At 52.3% G+C, this 18,492-nt stretch carries 14 protein-coding genes; 4 read left to right on the top strand and 10 right to left on the bottom strand.

Annotated elements, in window-relative coordinates; all coding sequences use genetic code 11:
• Window positions 1-54: 54 nt before the first annotated feature.
• Window positions 55-945: a 4-hydroxy-tetrahydrodipicolinate synthase gene (locus tag HND56_10080; GenBank protein ID QKK06015.1), complete on the top strand. Its 891-nt coding sequence runs from the start codon at window positions 55-57 to the stop codon at window positions 943-945.
• Between the two features lie 22 nt (window positions 946-967).
• Entirely contained in the window at window positions 968-1,456 is a 489-nt protein-coding gene (gene smpB, locus HND56_10075; protein QKK06014.1) for an SsrA-binding protein SmpB, read from the top strand.
• 6 nt (window positions 1,457-1,462) lie between these two features.
• Here smpB and HND56_10070 read toward each other — a convergent pair whose 3' ends face one another.
• Window positions 1,463-2,617, bottom strand: a complete 1,155-nt coding sequence (locus HND56_10070) for a hypothetical protein (protein QKK06013.1) — start codon at window positions 2,615-2,617, stop codon at window positions 1,463-1,465.
• 254 nt (window positions 2,618-2,871) lie between these two features.
• Here HND56_10070 and HND56_10065 point away from each other — a divergent pair, with 254 nt between their 5' ends.
• Together HND56_10065 and HND56_10060 are read left to right on the top strand one after the other, a co-directional pair.
• Window positions 2,872-4,992 carry a disulfide bond formation protein DsbD gene (locus tag HND56_10065; GenBank protein QKK06012.1) on the top strand — a complete coding sequence of 707 codons (2,121 nt, stop codon included), beginning with the start codon at window positions 2,872-2,874 and terminating at the stop codon, window positions 4,990-4,992.
• A gap of 112 nt (window positions 4,993-5,104) precedes the next feature.
• Entirely contained in the window at window positions 5,105-5,695 is a 591-nt protein-coding gene (locus tag HND56_10060; protein QKK06621.1) for a thioredoxin family protein, read from the top strand.
• A gap of 31 nt (window positions 5,696-5,726) precedes the next feature.
• On the opposite strand, the gene HND56_10055 is transcribed toward HND56_10060, so the two are convergent.
• The 9 genes from HND56_10055 to HND56_10015 form a co-directional block, all read right to left on the bottom strand.
• Window positions 5,727-6,389, bottom strand: a complete 663-nt coding sequence (locus HND56_10055; protein QKK06011.1) for a hypothetical protein — start codon at window positions 6,387-6,389, stop codon at window positions 5,727-5,729.
• 39 nt (window positions 6,390-6,428) lie between these two features.
• Complete coding sequence (locus HND56_10050; GenBank protein QKK06010.1) at window positions 6,429-7,193, bottom strand: response regulator; 765 nt, start codon at window positions 7,191-7,193, stop codon at window positions 6,429-6,431.
• 110 nt (window positions 7,194-7,303) lie between these two features.
• On the bottom strand, window positions 7,304-10,435 hold the full coding sequence (locus HND56_10045; GenBank protein ID QKK06009.1) for a response regulator: 3,132 nt from the start codon (window positions 10,433-10,435) through the stop codon (window positions 7,304-7,306).
• A 91-nt stretch (window positions 10,436-10,526) separates the two neighbouring features.
• Complete coding sequence (locus HND56_10040) at window positions 10,527-11,483, bottom strand: hypothetical protein (protein ID QKK06008.1); 957 nt, start codon at window positions 11,481-11,483, stop codon at window positions 10,527-10,529.
• Window positions 11,484-11,525: 42 nt separating this feature from the next.
• A complete protein-coding gene (locus HND56_10035; protein QKK06007.1) occupies window positions 11,526-12,053 on the bottom strand; it encodes an invasion associated locus B family protein in 528 nt (175 codons plus the stop codon).
• A 59-nt stretch (window positions 12,054-12,112) separates the two neighbouring features.
• The gene (locus HND56_10030) at window positions 12,113-14,641 is read right to left on the bottom strand and encodes a hypothetical protein (GenBank protein QKK06006.1); all 2,529 of its coding nucleotides are present in this window, start codon (window positions 14,639-14,641) and stop codon (window positions 12,113-12,115) included.
• Window positions 14,642-14,663: 22 nt separating this feature from the next.
• A complete protein-coding gene (pncA, locus tag HND56_10025) occupies window positions 14,664-15,350 on the bottom strand; it encodes a bifunctional nicotinamidase/pyrazinamidase (GenBank protein ID QKK06005.1) in 687 nt (228 codons plus the stop codon).
• Between the two features lie 6 nt (window positions 15,351-15,356).
• The gene (locus HND56_10020) at window positions 15,357-17,291 is read right to left on the bottom strand and encodes a hypothetical protein (protein QKK06004.1); all 1,935 of its coding nucleotides are present in this window, start codon (window positions 17,289-17,291) and stop codon (window positions 15,357-15,359) included.
• A gap of 22 nt (window positions 17,292-17,313) precedes the next feature.
• A complete protein-coding gene (locus HND56_10015; GenBank protein ID QKK06003.1) occupies window positions 17,314-18,435 on the bottom strand; it encodes a ribose-phosphate pyrophosphokinase in 1,122 nt (373 codons plus the stop codon).
• Between the last annotated feature and the right edge of the window lie 57 nt (window positions 18,436-18,492).

Genomic DNA, 18,492 nt, shown 5'->3' with positions numbered 1-18,492 from the left:
GGCGACGGGGGCAAAGGAAGGCCAAACCACAGCTATAACACGGGAATAAATGCTATGTTTGCAAAATCTTTTGTCGCATTGGTGACACCGTTTAAAGACGACAGCTTTGATGCCGAAGCTTATGCGAAAATTATTGCCTGGCATATTGCGCAAGGCACACACGGTCTTGTCCCTTGCGGCACGACAGGGGAAACTCCTGTGCTGGATATGGATGATTACGCGGCTGTTGTCAAAACCTGCGTCGATACAGCCAAAGGCCGCGTGCCGGTGATGGCAGGGGCGGGCGCGAATGATACGCGCAAAGCGGTACAGCTGGCGACGACGGCGGAAAGCCTCGGCGCGGATGCGCTGCTGGTTGTATCGCCCTATTACAATAAACCGACACAGGCCGGGATTATTGCGCATATGAAGGCTGTGCATGACGCAACGAATTTGCCGATCGTGCTGTATAATGTGCCGTCACGCACAGGCGGGGTGATTGAAACCGCGACAGTGATCGAACTTGCGAAAAACTTCCCGCGTATTGTCGGCATTAAAGATGCCTCGCCTGATCTGGTACGTCCGTTGGAAATGCGCCGCGCTTTGGGCAGTGATTTTTGCTTGTTATCGGGTGAGGATGCGACGGTTGCCGCTTATCTGGCGCAAGGCGGTGACGGCTGTATTTCCGTGACGGCGAATGTTGCCCCCGCGCAATGTGCACAGCTGCATGAAGCCTGGGCGGCGGGTGACCGCGAGACATTTAACCGCTTGCGCGATGCTTTGCTGCCGCTGCATCATGCCATGTTCTGCGAAAGCAATCCGGCGCCTGCGAAATATGCGCTGTCGCGTCTGGGTTTCTGCCGGAACGAGCTGCGCCTGCCGCTGCTGCCTGTGACCGACAAAGCTGCAAAAATTATTGATGCTGCTATGGACGGGCTGGGCCTGTCTGCCGCAGAAGCAGCGTAAGGCGGGGGCGAAGGGGGCAGTCATGTCAAAAAAACAGGACAGTGGCCGCCGCATCATTGCGCAGAATAAACGCGCCCGTTTCGATTATTTTATCGAGGAAAAACTGGAGGCGGGGCTGGTGCTTTACGGCTCCGAAGTCAAGGCGATGCGCGTCGGGCGTGGAGTCAGTATCAATGAATGTTATGCCGGCGAACAGGATGGCGAACTGTATCTGTTCAACGCGCATATCCCCGAATATAAAAATTCCAATCCGCGTTTCCAGCATGCGGCGCGCCGCCCGCGCAAATTGCTGCTGCATAAGCGCGAGATGGATAAAATTCTCGGTGCATTGCAAAAACAGGGGATGACGCTGGTGCCGATTTCGCTTTATTTTGCAAAAAACGGTTTTGTGAAACTGGAAATCGGCCTTGCCAAAGGTAAGAAACAGCATGACAAACGCGCCACGATTAAAGAGCGCGAATGGAACCGCCAAAAATCACGCGTGCTGCGGGAAAATAATTCCAAACTCTGATTTTGATTAGGATGCACCGGGGCCTTTGCGGTTGCGGTTCTTGCGGTGTTTTTGGGCTTTCCATGACATTTTGGCGCCGGCCTTGCGGAAAGCATCATAGATATTCAGTGCCATATTCTTGCCATGTGCGGCCGTGAATTCCCATGCCGTATCCAGCGGCTGTACGGCGTTATAAGCGGCGATTTTCGCCTTGCCGCTCAGCAGGCGGCGCGTCAAAATCAGCCCAAGCTGGGAGGAAATAATCATTCCCGCATTTAAGGAGCGGAAATAGGGCACGCCCATCGCGGCATCGCCCGCCAGAAACCAGTTTTTCCCGCGTTTTTGAACGGCAAAGCGTTTGGCTCTGTACAGTGACAGTTCCAGTTTACTGATTTTTGCCGAATCCTGCTTATAGACCTCGCCAATCTTTTCTTTTCGTGCCTGCATATAGGCCGCCATGTCATGCGCCAGCTCCGGCGGGATATGTTTGTTATCAAGACCGAGCGGATTTTTGAAACCCGCTTCGGGCAGGGATTTATAAGTTTTCTCGTCAACGAAAAAGCGCAGGGTAACGGGTGTTTTGCCGTCTTTTTCGCGCCCCGTATATTCAAAACACATGGAGGACAGGTATTTATTCACTTTCAGATTTTCCGCAACGGTTAGCGGGCGCGCCTTGCCTGCGGCTTCATATTTGATTTCGACAACATATTGCAGCGGATAGTCTTTTGTGGCGTTCTCGCCCATCAGTGCCTTGCGCATCGTGCTATGCGCGCCGTCGGCGGCGATAAAGTTTTTGCATTCCGGATGCCGTGCTTCCGCCTCTTCGGGAGAGTCTATTTTTTCGTAGCTGATATTGATGCCCAGATCATGGGCATAGGTTTTTAAAGCCGTTTCAAGATCATTGGTACGGATATAGACCTGTTCGCCGTCAATGGCGGATTTTGCAATTTTTGCCGGATTATCGCCGGTAACGGCGGCAACGAATTTTGCTTCGGGCAGATCATAGACACTTTTGCTGTATAACATCAGGGCGCGATGTTCCAGCTTGAGGATATGGGAGCGGCGGTATTCTTCATAACGTTCATAAATCTGTACATCCAGCGCGGGGTCGCGTTTCTTCAGCTGGATGGCGCTCCATAACCCGACCGGCCCGCCGCCGATGATGACAATATCCGCGCACATTTCTGTCGCCTTTCGTAACGGTTTTTTTTGATAGCGCGGTATCATACGCTGATTTGTGAATATGTCAAGTGACGGAGTGCAATCTCTTGTAAGGACATAGTTTTTTTACATTTCTTTGCTAAACTGGAAAAGAATTTAAAATGGACCGTAACCTTTGCTTTCCTGCCGGCGAATACTAAGATAAGAATGTTTGAACAAACAAGCTGACGAGAAAGCTTTGGATTGATAAAGAAGGTCTATAATAAAGGGTGTCTATGAAACAGTTGTCCCGCCTACAGAAGTTTTTTGCCGTATTCTGCCTTGTCTTTTCCGTGGCGGTTTTTGCCGCGCCCGCCGCACAGGCGGAGGAACCTGCGCAATATGTCACCGTCGATATGAAAGCGGATACGGACGGTGTTCAGCCGGGAAAAAGCTTTCTGATCGGTTTTAAACAGACAATTTACCCTGAATGGCATACTTACTGGAAAAACCCCGGTGATACCGGCGCGGAGACGCGGATCAAGCTGACAATGCCTGACGGCTTCACGGCAGGGGATATTTTGTGGCAAACGCCTGAACGCGTGCCTTATGGTGATGTTTTTGTGAATTACGGTTATGCGCATGAGGCCTATTTCCTGATGGAAATCACGCCGCCTGCGGAGATCACGGCAAAAGACGTCACGATTACCGCAGATAAATCATGGCTGGTCTGTAAAGAGATTTGCATTCCCGAAGACGGTCAATACAGCGTGACCCTGCCGGTGAAAGCCGCGGCATCGCCCGCAAATACGGATTTCTTTGCTGCGGCCCGAGCGCACCAGCCTGAAGAGAAAGACTGGGCCGTGGAATTCGCCAGAGAGGGCGATAATTTCGTCCTGACGGTGCCGCATGGCGGAAGCCTGACAGCGGACGGAACAATCACCTTTTTTCCCGCCGCATGGGGATTGATTGATAATCTGGCGGCGCAGCAGAGTGAATTTAAAGCTGATATGCTGACCGTCACCGTCAAAGCCGGCGACCGCGATTTTTCCGAAGTGCCGGAAACCATGGCGGTGCTGCGCATTGATGATGCGGAAGGTGCTACTAAGGCGTATCGTTTTACGGCAAAAAAAAACGCTGACAATGCGCTTGCCATAACGCCCGCGCAGGAGACTGTCTCCGATACGCTTGTAACGGATCGTTTTTTCTCCTTTCGTTTTCTGACGCATTTGCTGCTGGCCATGCTGGGCGGCATGATTTTAAATCTGATGCCTTGCGTCTTCCCCGTTCTGTCTTTGAAAGCGCTCAGCCTTGTGAAACATGGCGATCACGGACGCGGCAAGGCGGCGATGCAGGGTTTGAGTTATACATGCGGCGTTGTTGCCTCCTTCGGTCTGGTGGCAGGGGCGCTGATGGTGTTTCAGTCCTTCGGCGCGGCGGTCGGCTGGGGTTTTCAGCTGCAAAATCCCTATGTCATTCTGGGGCTGGGCGCATTGATGTTCCTGATCGGCCTGAATCTGGCGGGATTTTTCGAGATTACACTGAACTTCGGCGGTGCGGGTGCCTCATTGACGCGCGGTGAAGGTTACGGCGCCAGTTTCTTCACAGGTGTTTTGGCGACGATTCTGGCAACGCCTTGCACCGCACCTTTTATGGCGGCGGCCATCGGTTATGCGCTGACGCAGCCGGCGGTGCAGGCGATTTTCGTTTTCCTGTTTATGGGGCTGGGGCTGGCCTTGCCTTATCTGCTGCTGACGCTGATTCCGGCCTTGCGGGCCGCTTTGCCGCGCCCCGGCGCATGGATGGAGCGCTTCCGTCAGTTTCTCGCCTTTCCGATGTTCCTGACTGCAACATGGCTGGTCTGGGTTTTGGGGCAGCAGGCGGGAATGGATGCGGTTTTCCTGTCGCTGGCAATGTTTGTCGCTTTGGCATGGATTATCTGGCTGAAGGATTCGCAAAAGAAATTCTGGTCACGCGGCTTTACGCTGGTGCTTGTTGCGGCGTTGTTCTGCGGATTGTACAAATTGCCGGTAACGCCGGTGCAGCCCGCCCCGGGCGAGATTGCCTATACGCAAGCCGCATTGGATAAATTACTGGCGGCGGATAAGCCGGTACTGGTCAATATGACGGCGGCCTGGTGCATCACCTGTAAAATGAATGAGCGTGCTGTTTTGAAAACGGATGCGGCGCATCAGCTGTTTGAAAGCCGCGGTATCACGCTTGTGACAGGTGACTGGACGCGTTATGATGAGGCGATTACAGCCTATCTGGAACAGTTTCAGCGCCGCGGTGTGCCGCTTTACGTTTATTACGGTCCGCGCAATGCGGAGAGCGGAGAGCGGCCTGCGCCGAAAGTGCTGCCGCAGCTTTTAACGCCGCAAATTTTGCGCAATGCGCTGGACGCGGAAGAGAAATAGGCCTAAACAGATTTTGAATACGGTTATCTGGCTTAAAGGAAAACAGGAAAGGGAAAGAAACATGTTGAAGAAATACGGCGTTTTGATTGTTGCGCTTGTGGCGCTGGGCGTGATGCCTTTTACGGCAGCCTATGCTGTGACTGTCGATAAAATAGAGAAAGCGGCTGAGGTCGGCAAAGCGGCGCCTGATTTTACGCTGAAAGATCTGGACGGCAATGATGTGTCGCTGTCAGGTTTTAAAGGCAAAAAAGTCGTGCTGGAATGGACGAACCATCAATGCCCCTTTGTGCTGAAACATTATGATTCAGGTAATATGCAGAAACTGCAAAAGGAACAGACGGAAAAAGGCGATGTCGTCTGGCTGACAATCCGTTCCTCCGCCGAAGGCAAGCAAGGTTTTGTCACGCCTGCGGAAGCAAAGGAAATCATTCAGGAGCGCGGCGCTGCCCAAACAGCGGAATTGCTGGATCCTACAGGTCAGGTCGGACATCTTTACGGTGCGCGCACAACACCGCATATGTATGTGATTGATGAAGACGGCGTGCTGGCCTATGACGGCGCGATTGATGATAACAGCAGTCACCGTCCGGAAACGATTGAAGGCGCAACCAATTATGTTGTTGCCGCGCTGGAATCGCTTCGCCACGGCAAGCCGGTTGAACAGGCGGAAACCCAGCCTTACGGTTGCGGTGTCAAATACTGATACCGTCAAATCTTTATAAGGAAAACCGGCTCTATTGCGGAGCCGGTTTTTTCTTTTTGATTTCTTCAGGCCGCCAGCCGTCATGCCAGTCTTTGGCGGGGATGATTTCGGCGGGGAAGCCGTTATCATGGTACCAGCTGTCGAGCACGTAACGCTCTTCCGTTTTATCGTCATAGATTTCCAAAGCGCGGTGCGGCCAGCCATTCAGAAAAAAGCCGCGATGTGCCTCGCCGTAAAGGCTGTGACGGCGGATCAGTTTCTGATTTTTTAGCAGCAGGAAATACATGCCGGCATTCATGCTTTCATCCTGACAATCCATCTGGCCTTTCCGGAAGGCGGCTTCAAATGTACCGCCCTGATCGGCATCCGTACCGGTTTGTGCGCCGGCATATTCCTCCAGCAGGGCAAAAGCTTTGGCAATCTGTTTGCGTTCTTTTTCCGCCGTATTGGCGCGCGGGCGGAAGGCGGCTTTTACCTTGTTCCATTGTTTTTTGGAGAGCGTGACCGGGCTTTGCAAACGGCAGCCGTGACCGTGGCACAGCATCAGATTTTCCGGCTCGGCGCTATCCATATGTTTGGCGGCAAGGCTGTCGAGAAAACGCGCGGAGGCCGCCTTCTGCGTTGCAGGGGAGGCGCAGCCGCTTTGAAAAACGAGCAGAGACAAACAGCAGAATATTAAAAAGAAACGCGGCATAAAAAATAAATCTTTAAATAAATCAGGAGCCCGCAGGGTTTACATGGCAACGGTCGGACATTTTTGCAGGACTTCCAGCAATTTGTCTTTTGACGCAGGTTTGGTCAAAAAGCTGTGCGCGCCTTTTTCAATGGCCTGCAGAATATTGGTTTTGACACTATCGGCGCTGAGCATGACGATATGCGCATCGGGATCGTGGTCAAGAATGTCGTCAATCAGCTCGATGCCCGATTTGCCGGGCATGTGAATATCCAGAAACAGCAAATCGGGGTTGGATTTCCGGTATTCCTCCACGACGCCGTCGCCGTTTTCCGCTTCAAAAACCGCACCGAATTTTTTGATGGCGGTGCCGATGGTTTTACGCAGAAACATATCATCATCGGCAATCATAAAGATATTGTCTTTGCGTATCAGGCGTTTATCGTAAAACGCGTTTTTTGCTTTTTCGGGGTCTTTGTTATGCAGGTCGTTTTTTAACCGCCGCAAGCCTTGCAGGCTCATTTTACGCACGGTCAGGTGCGAACTGTGGTCGGGCAGGTGCTTTTCCAGCTCGCTTCTAAGCTCGATATAGTTTTTATGTGCGCCCAGATTAACCAGCATGACGATGTTGTGATCGGCTTTTTGCACGATCAGACCGTCCTTATCGACATAGGCCGCAGCAAGTTTTTTGACGATCATGCGGGCATAGTCAGGATTTTTTTTTGTGGTGCGGACAATGACAATCTGCCAGCCGTCAAGATCGGCCTGAATGGACGGAGCCAGTTGCACCAGAACATCTTTGTTGCCGGGTGATGCGATAATCATTGTTCTTCTCCCTCAAATCAAAAAATATAATATGCGCATAATATTATAAATTATAACCAAGGATTGAATTATTATAAATCTCTACGCTTTTTTCAAGAGACTTCTGCCTGTTAAATAAGCTCTTCTTCTTCCATATAGCTGCAAACGCTGTCATAGGCCGCCGTGATTTCTTTATAAAGATTTTGGCGCTCCGTTTTTGTTGTGTTTTCTTTGTTTTGTGCTTCGGCACAGAGCGTACGCAGTTCTTCCGCACCGATCATGGCCGCGCCGCCTTTCATCTGATGCGCGATTTCCGACCATTCTTTATTGCGTCCCGGTGTGATCTGTTCCTTTAACCGGGCAAGAGATTCTGCGAATTGCTGTTTAAAAAGCCCCAGTAATTCCCGCTGTTCATCTTTGTCACCATCGGTGTAATCATTGATATGCACAAGATTGATAGGGACGGGCGTTTCTTGTTTCGCAGCACCGGAGACGGTGATATGCGCATCTGACAATTGTTGTGCATCGAAAATCAGCCAATAGCTCAGCAGCTCGGCCATATCGTTGATATTCAGCGGTTTTGTAATATATTCATTCATGCCGGCTTCCAGACATTTTTCTTTGGTGCCTTGCATGGCATCCGCCGTCATCGCGATAATCGGCGTCGGCGGTTTGCGGCCCGTTTCTTTTTCGATACGCCGTATGGCGCGTGTCGCATCATAACCGCTCAGCTCCGGCATGTGACAATCCATCAAAATCAAATCGTATTTTTTGGCTGTTGCCATCTCTACGGCTTCCTGTCCGTTTTCGGCAAAATCAAAGCTTTTGCAGCCGATTTTACGCAGCAGCTTTTCGACGACCATACGGTTCATGTCGTGATCTTCGGCAACCAGTAGCCGCGCTTTATCAATCGCGACGCGCCGGTCATTATGCATTTCCGGCAGCATTTGCGGAGAGGCTTTCTTCCGTTGCGTCTTCGCCAGATCAGCGGTGGTGAAAGGTATTTTGATCGTAAAGCAGGAGCCGATGCCGACGTCGCTTTTGACGCTGATCTCGCCCTTCATCATGCCGATCAATTCTTTGATAATCGTCAGGCCCAACCCCGATCCGCCGTAATGGCGCGTTGTTGAGGTATCGGCCTGTGTAAATTTTTCAAAAATCGCTCCAATACGGTTTTTGGGAATACCGATGCCCGTATCGCGGACATCGCATTGCAGGATGACGCGGTTACGGCGCGGACCCGGTATGGAGGAGGCCGTGACATCAACGCTGCCCTGATGCGTATAGCGGATGGCATTGATGACAAGATTATTCATGATGCGGTGAAAACGCGACGGATCGCCCTTGACGATAAGAGAGTCGTTTTTGCCGATATTGCACGTCAGGGTCAATCCTTTTTGGCTGGCCAGATGCGACAGGGATTTGGTGACATGATGAATGATTTCAAAACAATCGAAGGGCACTTTCTCAAGCTTCATATCTCCGGCTTCGATTTTGGAGATATCCAGAACATCGTCAACAATGGCCAGCAGTGATTGTGCGGATTTATGGATGACCTCGAAGGCGGTGTAGTTTTCTTCGTCCAGCTTATGCGTATCCAGAAGATCATTCATACCGATAATGGCGTTCAGCGGTGTCCGCAGCTCGTGGCTCATATTGGCGAGGAAGTCGGATTTGGCCTGATTTGCGTGTTCGGCGCGGTCTCTTTCGCGTTTCAAGGCCTCTTGTGTTTGCACTTGCTCGCTCACATCTTTGTACATTGTCAGCAATAATGCCTGATCATGTTCGTCATCATAGATCGGCACTTTGATAATGTGCAGATTAAGAGTACCGGCGGCGGTTGTTATCCGCTCGGCTTCCAGCTCCAGAATTTCGCCGCTGTCCATGACGGCGCGGTCTGTCGTCAGCATCGCGGCGGCTTCACTTTTCGTTAGAATATCCTTGTCGTATTTTCCGACGATTTCCTGCGGTTTCAATCCGAACATGCGCCGCGCCATTTTATTGATCATCACCCAGCGGAAATCCTTGCGGGCATCTTTGACAAAAATAGCCAGCGGCATATTGTCCAGAAGCGTATTCAGAAATTGCCGTTGTTTCTTTTCTTCGCGCTCGACGGTTTGCACCAGTGCAATCATTTCCTCTTTTTCGGCGATACGGCGTTCCAGATCTTTTTTGAGGATTTTGACCTTTTGCTGTTCCACAATGCCGTTGCCGCAGAACCAGCTGAAAACCATCAGGATAAGGCTGCCCGCAACGGCGAGTAACACACCCGGGCCGTTCAGTGAAAAGGGCGGCGGCGGATGTGTATGAGTGATGATATACCAGCGCTGGCGCTCGGAAATAATATTGTTTCCGGCTGTCGCTGTAAGAGCCTGCTGCAGGTCAATTTTATGAGCAAACCATACATCGCCGTCCGGCGCATGATAGGTTTGTTTTTTCTGCCCGTGCAGCGTTTCCCAGACGTCAGGATAATCGGTATGCATACCGGTGTCATGGTCGAACATGAAACCCCATAAATCTTCCTCGGGGCGTCCGGCAAGATAATAGCCGCTCTCATTGACGAGCATGAAGTCGCTATAGGTATTTTCGGTATTCAGACGCTGAAAGGAGGACAGAATATCCCCGGCATTGATATTATACATGAAAATGCCTTCCGCCGTTTCACCGTCGCGTGAAAAAGGGGTGATGATGCGGATGGTCGGAACCCATGGCGTTTCGATGACACCGTTATCCATGTTCAAATCCAGCCTTGTCACATAAATCTGTCCCGGAGCCAGCTTTATGCTGTTCTGGAAGAAATAGCGGTCGCTTTTATCTTGCAGGTCTTTTTCCGCTTTTAAGAAAATTTGACCGTCCGGGGCGCGGTCGGAACGAATCGTTTCTTTGCCGTTTTGATCGATCAGCCTTATTTTATAAACATCGGTTCTCTTTTGTGCGATGGATAGAAAGAGATCGCCCAACTCCTGTTTGCCCTGCACGGGATCTTTGATGTAGTTTTTCATGGAGGGCGTTTGCAGGGCGATTTGTACCGAAGCGATATAACCTTTTAGCAAAGACGTTGTTTTATCGGATAAAATGAGGCTGGTGCTTTCGGATAGACGGGCGGTTTCCGCAATTCTCTCGCGGTGCAGGTTTTCTTGATGTTTGTGCCATGCAAAAACAGCCGTGCCCGCGATTAATACAAAAATCAGACAGGAAAAAAATATTTTCCGTCCCAGCATATCGGGGGCTGTGCCGTAGTCGGCGGGAGGCTGTTGTGTCATGGGTGATGTCTCTGCTCGATTAAAAAAAGAAAGAGGCAACCGGATTTATTATGATACAGGCCTTCCGCGTTTTGTGACAGTCTTTTTCACGTCAGGGCTGAAAGATGTTGTGGATGGCCAGCACGATGGCGACCGAGATGGCAAGGCCGATCATCATCTTCATAAAATCCTTTCCGATCAGCGGAAAGACATAAGTGAATTTATAGTTCTCACGATGTACCGTGGCAATGGCCAGCTCGCGTCCCGTCAATAATCCGACAAAGACCCATGTCGTTGACATCGGAATGCTGTTCACGCCTTTGAAATAAATCAGCAGGAAAGCGTAAATCAGATCAATAAAAGTGGCGGAGCGCATAAAGCGCGAGCCGGTTTTTTCCAGAACGATTTCCTGAATTTTACCGCCATGCGTCCAGAAAATATAACCCAGCCAGCCCGTCAAGGCAGCCATCGTCAGTAGCAATAGCGGCAAAGGCAGTTCACGGGGCAGGAACACTGCGATATTGGCCATGTCATGCGTCAGCCATGAATACCAGAGGAAACCTGTTGCCATCCATTGTGCTGTGCGCCAAAAACCGCGATGCCCCTCTTTGACCTGATTTTTCTTTTCATTCAAAAAATGCGCCAGCATCATCCAGAACACATAGGCAACAACGGCGGCAAGCCCGTAACCGATGACGCTTTTGAACAGCATATCTTTCAAGACAACGGTGGAAGCAAAGGCCGACAGCACCAGAAATGTCGTTGAAACCGGAATACCGATACGGGTCAATAGTACCAGAACACCGGGCGCGGCAGCGTGATACCATTGAATTTCAACAGGAGGAATTTTATCAAGGCGGCCATGCGAAATATCGCCGTCATAGAAATACCAGCCGGAAAACAGCGCCAGCACCAGTACGGAACTGGCGGCAAGCCATAGCCAATACCATTTAAAAGCCTTGTGGTTGGAGGCAATGAATGTGCCGAGCGTCTGCACGGAATCATTGGCAATCACGGCATAAGCCGCGAGGCAGAAACCGATGACCGCATATAATGTATGAATATCCACGGAGGCACACCCCTTTACCGTTGGATGGTTGTTATGTCCCTTTTACGGAGATTGTTCGTTCTTGGCAAGGGCGTTATAGGCTGCCGTAAAACCTTTCAGCGATGCCTGTACCGCAACGGGCTGTTTCATCCCTGCAACGCGGTAGGTCACATTCAGTTTGCGCCCTTTTTTCATGTCGGCAATACCTTTGTCCGATAAACCGATTTCCGTCATGCAACCGTCCAGCAGGCAGATATGAAAGGGCAGATTTTCTTTTTCGCCCTGATCGACATTTACCGCCAGCCCTGCCGGCAGCACAACGCCTAGCGGCGTGCTGAGGCGCAGAGTCGGGACGCGTCCGGCTTTGCCGTCATCGACATAACCGATGCTGGCAATCAGCATCACCTGCGTTTTTTCGTCCTGTTTGATGGATAGGCGCTGAAAGGCGCGGCAGCGTTTTTCTTTGTCGATTGTTTCGCAAACCATGCGCCAGTCATCGAAATCCTGCGCCGTCGGTTCGGCAGCGGCGGCGGGATGCGGCGCAAATAAAAACAGGGTGAAAATTGTAAGAACGGTAAAAAATCTAAGCATGACAGAGCCTTTTTTCGCGTGAGTTTCTGCCGGAAGTTTACGGTATCGAAGAGGACGTATCAAGCTTTTGCTTTTTGCTCCTGCGGCGTCACCTTCTTCGCGTCGCCTGTGGAGAGGAGCGCCGTGCCGTCTGTTTTCAGATGCGCATAAAGCGTGGCGATTTTCATTTTTAAACCGTCTGTCGCATCAGGCGTCCACATTTTTGCGGCGAGGGCTTCGGCGAAACCTGTATCAAATAAGGCGCGACCATGCAGCGCGGTCAGCGTTTCACCGCTGATTGTTTCCAGCGATGTACCGTCTGCTTTTGCCAGCTCTTCCAGCACATAGAGTGCCAGCACCGCCAGTTCGGGACGGTGGTTCGCGCTGATATTCGGCGTGCGCAGCGAGGATTGATGATCGACATTCTTGCCATAGGTGGCGGCAATCGGGCTGCCGTGAATTTTGAACTGCGCATGTCCCCATTTCTCGTAGGACAGGCGGATGCGGTCATGCAGCGTGGCAATATCGTCCGACACGAAAGCGGGATGGCTGCGGCATTTTTCAAAGACTTCCCGCGGGCTGTTCTTGCGCCCGTGCTGGTTGTCCGGACGGTCATTCAGCATGAAATGCGAGATCACATCCATCTGTACAAAACTGCGTCCCAGCTGGTCTTCGTCAAATTGCGTGACCTTGCCGTCCGCTCCGCGCGGCTGCAGCTCTGCCGAGGGTTTGTTTTTCAAAATCCAGAACAGGCTTTTGACAGGCGCGGCAGCACCTTCCAGCCCGTATTCATAAAGCAGGCGCATATGCTCCAGCTGCCTTGCCTTGTTCTTATGGGCGTTGCCGCTAATCATGCCGCCATGCAGATCGCCGCCCCATGTCGCATAGGAATTACGGCCTTCATCCAGATTGGGGTTGGAAATGGCGAGTTTGTTCTCGGTATTGGCAAAGGTCATAATCAAAACCTGCCGCGCCCGCGCCTGTACATTTTCGTAAGCAACGGGATTTTTGGCAAAGAGTGACAGGGAGTCCATTCCCGCATAAATTTGGCAATATTGTTCCAGCAGGTTTTGGACATTGCGGTTTTCAAATTTTCCGCCGATGCCTTTGAACGTATCACCGTTCTCATCCGTGCCGCCTTCGACCAGTGTTTGCGCGGCGCGCAGCGTATCCTCCGAGCTGTTATCCGTGCCCATATAAACGCAGGTCAACATCTCGTCCGCGGCGCAGTCGATGGCGGCGGCATCCCCGCCTGTTTTGAAAGCGGCGCGGATTTTATCGGCACAAGTCAGATGCGGCATGGCATCCAGAAAACCGTCAATGCCGCGTTCGGCAACGGCCAGTTCGATCATCAGGCGCAGTTTGGCGGCGTTATAGCCGGAATCCGCCCCGCCGCTCAACGCCTGTGCAATGCCCTGAATACGGTTTTTGCGCATATAGTCGAACAGCCATAACAGCTCGTTGCGCATCTCCTCTTCGAATTCCGCACGTTCCCCGTATTCCCACGCGGCGGGGCCGTCCTGTATGGCGGGGCTGTGATCGGTTTTGAATTGATGCGGGATGGACAGATGCGGCGCATGACCTTTATTGCGCGGGGCGCGTACGGTCACAATCTGGCTGGTATAGGCCATATCCAGAAAACTTGCGCGTTTACCTTCGGAAATAATCTCGCCATCCTGCGCCATGAGGCGGCTGCCGAATTGTGCAAAAGTCGAACCGGAAGAGCCAAGCCCGTCCGTATGCACCAGAACTTCACAGTGACGGGAGGCCAGTTTGCACAGTTCGCGGTGTTTGTCGATTTTTTCCGGGGCAGGGGGGCTGGCATTCGGGTTCAGCGCAACGGTAATGTCGAAATACCGTGCTTTCTGTGCCAGCGGATTATCCTGCCCGTAATCATCATTATCGCCTGTACCGTCAAAGCGGGAGCCGATCCAGTATTCCTCGCAAATGATATGGGTCAGCTGCGCGGTTTTATCGCCTGCGCCGATACGGATGACAGGCGCACCGAAAGGCACGGTTTTTTCCGGCATATTTGTGCCGTCGGGCAACGCCGTTTCCGGCAGTTCGATCACGATTGTGCCGTGCCGCCCTTTGCCGTATTTGTTTTCGTAGCTGTTGGCGGCCTCTTCGCTCCATTCTTCAAAATGGCGCTTTTCATAGCCGCGTTCGTAATTGAACAGATAGCGTTTGGCGGAAATGGCGGCGATATCGCCATGCGCCAGAAAACTTTGCGCGTCAAAACAGTTATTTACGCGGTTAAATAGCGGGTTTTTGCGGCGGTCTGCCTGTGCGGGCAGATGCTTATCGGAGAAATACCACGGATGTCCGACGGAGATGACCAGATCAGGGGCTTTTGCGGCGGCATAGCGGGCAATGATGCGCAGCATCTGCAAAATAAGGTCGTTATCGGAATAGAAAAAGTCGTCACCGCGCTCATAGCCTGTCAGTCCGAGTTCTTCCAGTCCCAGAATATCGGCACCGTCTGCGGCGGCCTGATCAATCGCGGCGCAGATATTGGCCAGATTGCGCGGCCAGTCGCCGCCTGTCTGGTTGCAGCTGGCAGAGGCAAGCTTGATCGGAAAGCTGTTCTGGTCAATGCGTTGCGCCATTTTAAACTCTTTCTTTTATCTTTTAACGCCCGAATTTTTTCTGCGTAGGCGGGCGGGGACAAATAGCAGGGCGCGGCTTTTCCGGCAGCAGCTCCGCCGCTTGTTTGATGTCGATCCCCGCTGCGCTGATCTCCTGTTTGGCGGTATTGACGGCATCTTCGGACAAGCCGCGGCTGGCATCCTCCACAAACACAATTTTAACGCCGGGCAGCAGTTCCGCGGCGTCCAGCAGCGAAAACTTCACGCAGACATCTGTGGCAAGCCCGCAAATATGCAGTTCGGTGATGCCCTGTTCCTGCAAATAGTCGGACAGCCCCGTCAGCCTGTCCTGCATATTGTCGCGAAAGGCGGAGTAACTGTCCACGGTTTTATCCGTGCCTTTGGTCTGGATATGGTCGATTTTTTCTTTGTCCAGATCGGGGTGAAATTCCGCACCTTTCGTACCCTGTACACAATGGTCGGGCCAGATGATTTGCGGCTGTCCTGACAGTTCGCCCGTTTCAAAAACTTTTTTCCCCGGATGCTGGGACACAAAACTGCCGTGATCTTGCGGGTGCCAGTCCAGCGATGCGGCGATCAGATCATAGTCGCCTTCGGACATCAGTTTGTTGATGACAGGTACGATCTCTTCACCATTGGGCACGGCAAGATTGCCGCCGGTGCAAAAATCATTTTGTACATCTATCAGTAAAAGCGCTTTTTTTCCCATTATTTTCTACCTTTTGAATTGTCGGGTTTTCGGCAGCGGCGCTTGCGGCGCGGTGCTGCCCGTATTGTCATTTTCAAAGCGTTCGGTATATGCGCCGACACCGCCCTGATTGGATTTTACGGCATGTTCCGCTTCGCAGGCCATGCGCTGGTCAAACAGCTGTTTATCCAGAAAGACCGGAATATGCCCGACTTCCGGCGGCAAATCCTGTTCCAGCGCGGCGATATCCAGTTTCAGTTCTTTTTTGCCGCCTGCTTTGGCCTCTTTCAGCAGGCGCAGCATTTTCTTTTCCAGTAATTCTTCACGCGGGCGGGTCACGGCGCGGACGTTATCGGGCAGCATTTCCAGCTGGTCGCGCAGCGTGTCAGCCAGTGCGGCGAGATCGGTCACCATATGCCCGCTGCCGGGGAAGGATTCCATTTTTGCCGGTTCGTTATACACGTAATTGCCTGATTTATCGAAGACGGGCACAAGTAAATCCTGCGCTTTGCCGGCGGCGGCAGGTTTACCCGTATCGGTGAAATCGCGCAGATTGACGGCCCTGCCTGTCGCATCCAGCCCTTTATCTTCGTCATAAATGACGACATGCGACAATTTACCGTTATCATCGAAAAAGCGGCGGGAATTAATGCGCCCCGGATTGGAGGATTTAACGGGGGCATGGGCGGCGACTTTCATCACCGGCGTCATGGCGGCATCCTCTTCAAAAGCGGCCTCCATATAAACGCTGGCGGCTTTATAGACCAGCCCCAGCGGTGCGACATGCGACCCGCCCGTGCCGATACCCCATGATTTGAAAAACGCGCCGTTTTCACGCATTTCCTTTGCCGAATGTTCCTGAATACCGTCCGCAGCTGCGCAGAAGACGCGGCATTGATCGGCATGTTTCAGGAGTTCCGCATCACTCATGGACGAAACTTTCTCACTATCCAAACCTGTCACAAAGCCTTCTTCCGCAAAGCGGCGCAGCGCGATTTTGGAATATTCCGTGATATCGCCGGAATCAAACCGTACGCCGTAATGTTTGCCCAATCCTTCGGCATGCAGTTCCTTGATGACGGTGATGGCATTTTCCAGACCTTTTAACGGATCGTAAGTATCAACCAGTAAAATGCCGCTTTCGGGATGCGCCAGTGCAAAACTGCGGAAGGCATCCTGCGTCAGTAAATCCTGCAATTCCTCGCTGCGGCCTTCCGCCTGAAGTTTCAGCAGATCTTTCAGCGGCGTTTCGCCGACTTCTTCCTTATGTGTCATCACCCAGGCATGATCCATCGTACCTGCGAAAGCCTGCCCCATTTGTTTGGCGGCGGTTCCGGTTGAGGTGGAGGTATAGCCGCCGATGCCCAGACTGCGGGATGATTCCAGAGCGGCACCGAGGGACGGACCGCGGCGCAAGCCCTGTACGCTGGCCGCGCCTTTCGGGGAGCCGTTTTCCATCTCCACCTCAATGACATCACGCTGGCGTGCGGCATGAGTGGCATAGGCGCTGTGGCCGTTCAGCAAACACAGGGCGACGGATTCCAGCATTTTGACCTGTGCAATCGGCCCTTCAACGCGCAAGACAGGTTCTTGCGGAAAGAAGACGGCACCTTCGGGGGCGGCGTCGATTTTCAGTTTGAAATCCATCTCCTGCAGATAATCCAGGAATTCTTCGGGGAATTGCTGTTTGCCGGAAGGTGTTTTTTGCGTGCGCAGGAAGGCAATATCCTGATCGGTGAAGCCGTTATCCTGCCAGCGATGCACGATATCAATCACGCCTTCCAGCCCTGCGGCGACGGTATAGCCGCCGTTCAAGGCTTCTTTGCGGCCGAACATATAGAAAACGGCATTATTATCGGCACGCCCCTCCAGCCAATAGGCATAGGCCGTGGTGAAATGATATTTATCCGTCATCAGCGGGCTTGTCTGCTCTGTGCTGTAGCTGTCTGCGATAAAACCCATTTGAAAAACTCCTTATAAAATCTTAAATGCCGCGTTTCGGGGCGTTTTGTGCCGCTGTTTTGGCGGTTTTGTGCAATGCCTTGATTTTCTCGGTGATCAGTGCGGCGGTCGACATGATCGTGATCCTTTTGCCGATGGCGGGATATTGCGTCTTCAGCTTTGCCAGTTTTTCCGCAATATCGGGAACGGTATCGGCAATGACCAGACGGTCAATCGTATAGCTGTTGCCCGTTTTCTCGGTCATCAGATGTTCCAGCGCATTGCCGGTGAACAGCCCGTGCGTGATATAACAGACGGCCTCTTTCGCGCCGTTTTGTTTCAGCGTTTTTGCCGCATTGCGCAGCGTGCCGCCGCTATCGGTCATATCATCGATGATGATGCAGCTTTTTCCGGCGACATCGCCTTCGAAACGGTTGATCTTGGTGGCGCTGACGCCGGTATGTTCTTTCCAGATTTTGAACAAGGCGCCTTTATCAGGCAATCCGGCGGCTTTGGCAACGGCGGCGGCGCGCTGCTGGCCGCGGTCATTTGGCTTGTCGGCGCCGTCGGGTGCGCCGAAAACGACGGTCTCCTGTGTGGCTTTGCCTTGCGTCAGCGTTTCGGCTGCAAAAGCGGCACTGCTGAGGAAATGCGCATTTTCTGTGCCGAAAACCTGTTGATAGAAATTTTCCGCCGCTTTGGAATGCAGATCAATTGTGACGATGCCGTCTACACCGGCGGCTTTCAACAATCGGGGAAAGTCTTCACCCGCAACGGAGGTAAAACGTCCGTCAAATTCACGGTCCTGACGCGCGAAGGCGGCAAAAGGCATCACGGCCGTTACCGATTTTGCGCCGTATCTCTTGGCACTGGCGGCCGCCAGCAGCAGCTGCATACAGCTTTCGCTGACCGGTGCGGAGGTGGATTGCACAATCACCACATCCGCATCTTTGATCTTTTTCTGATTGGCGGCATGGTCTTGTTCTGCGCCGAAAAACAACTCGGCAAAGGGCTCGCCGCTGGCAAAGCTGGCAATACTTGCAGGCACGGTCTCAATGCCGTCCGTTTGGCTGCATAAATCCGTCAGCGCCTCTTTCAGCGTTTCCGGCAGGTTATTCCCTGTGACGATCAGCGTTTTTTTTGGCAGTGTTTTTTTCGGCGGCATTATGGCTCTCTTATCTTTGATTCGCGCATGTTTAATTTTGCATAAATTCGCACAGGT

The organism is Pseudomonadota bacterium (assembly GCA_013285465.1).
Classification (GTDB): Bacteria; Pseudomonadota; Alphaproteobacteria; order Micavibrionales; family CSBR16-224; genus CSBR16-224.
Note: the sequence above shows the minus strand (reverse complement) of the source record. Positions and strands in the feature narration are given on the sequence as shown.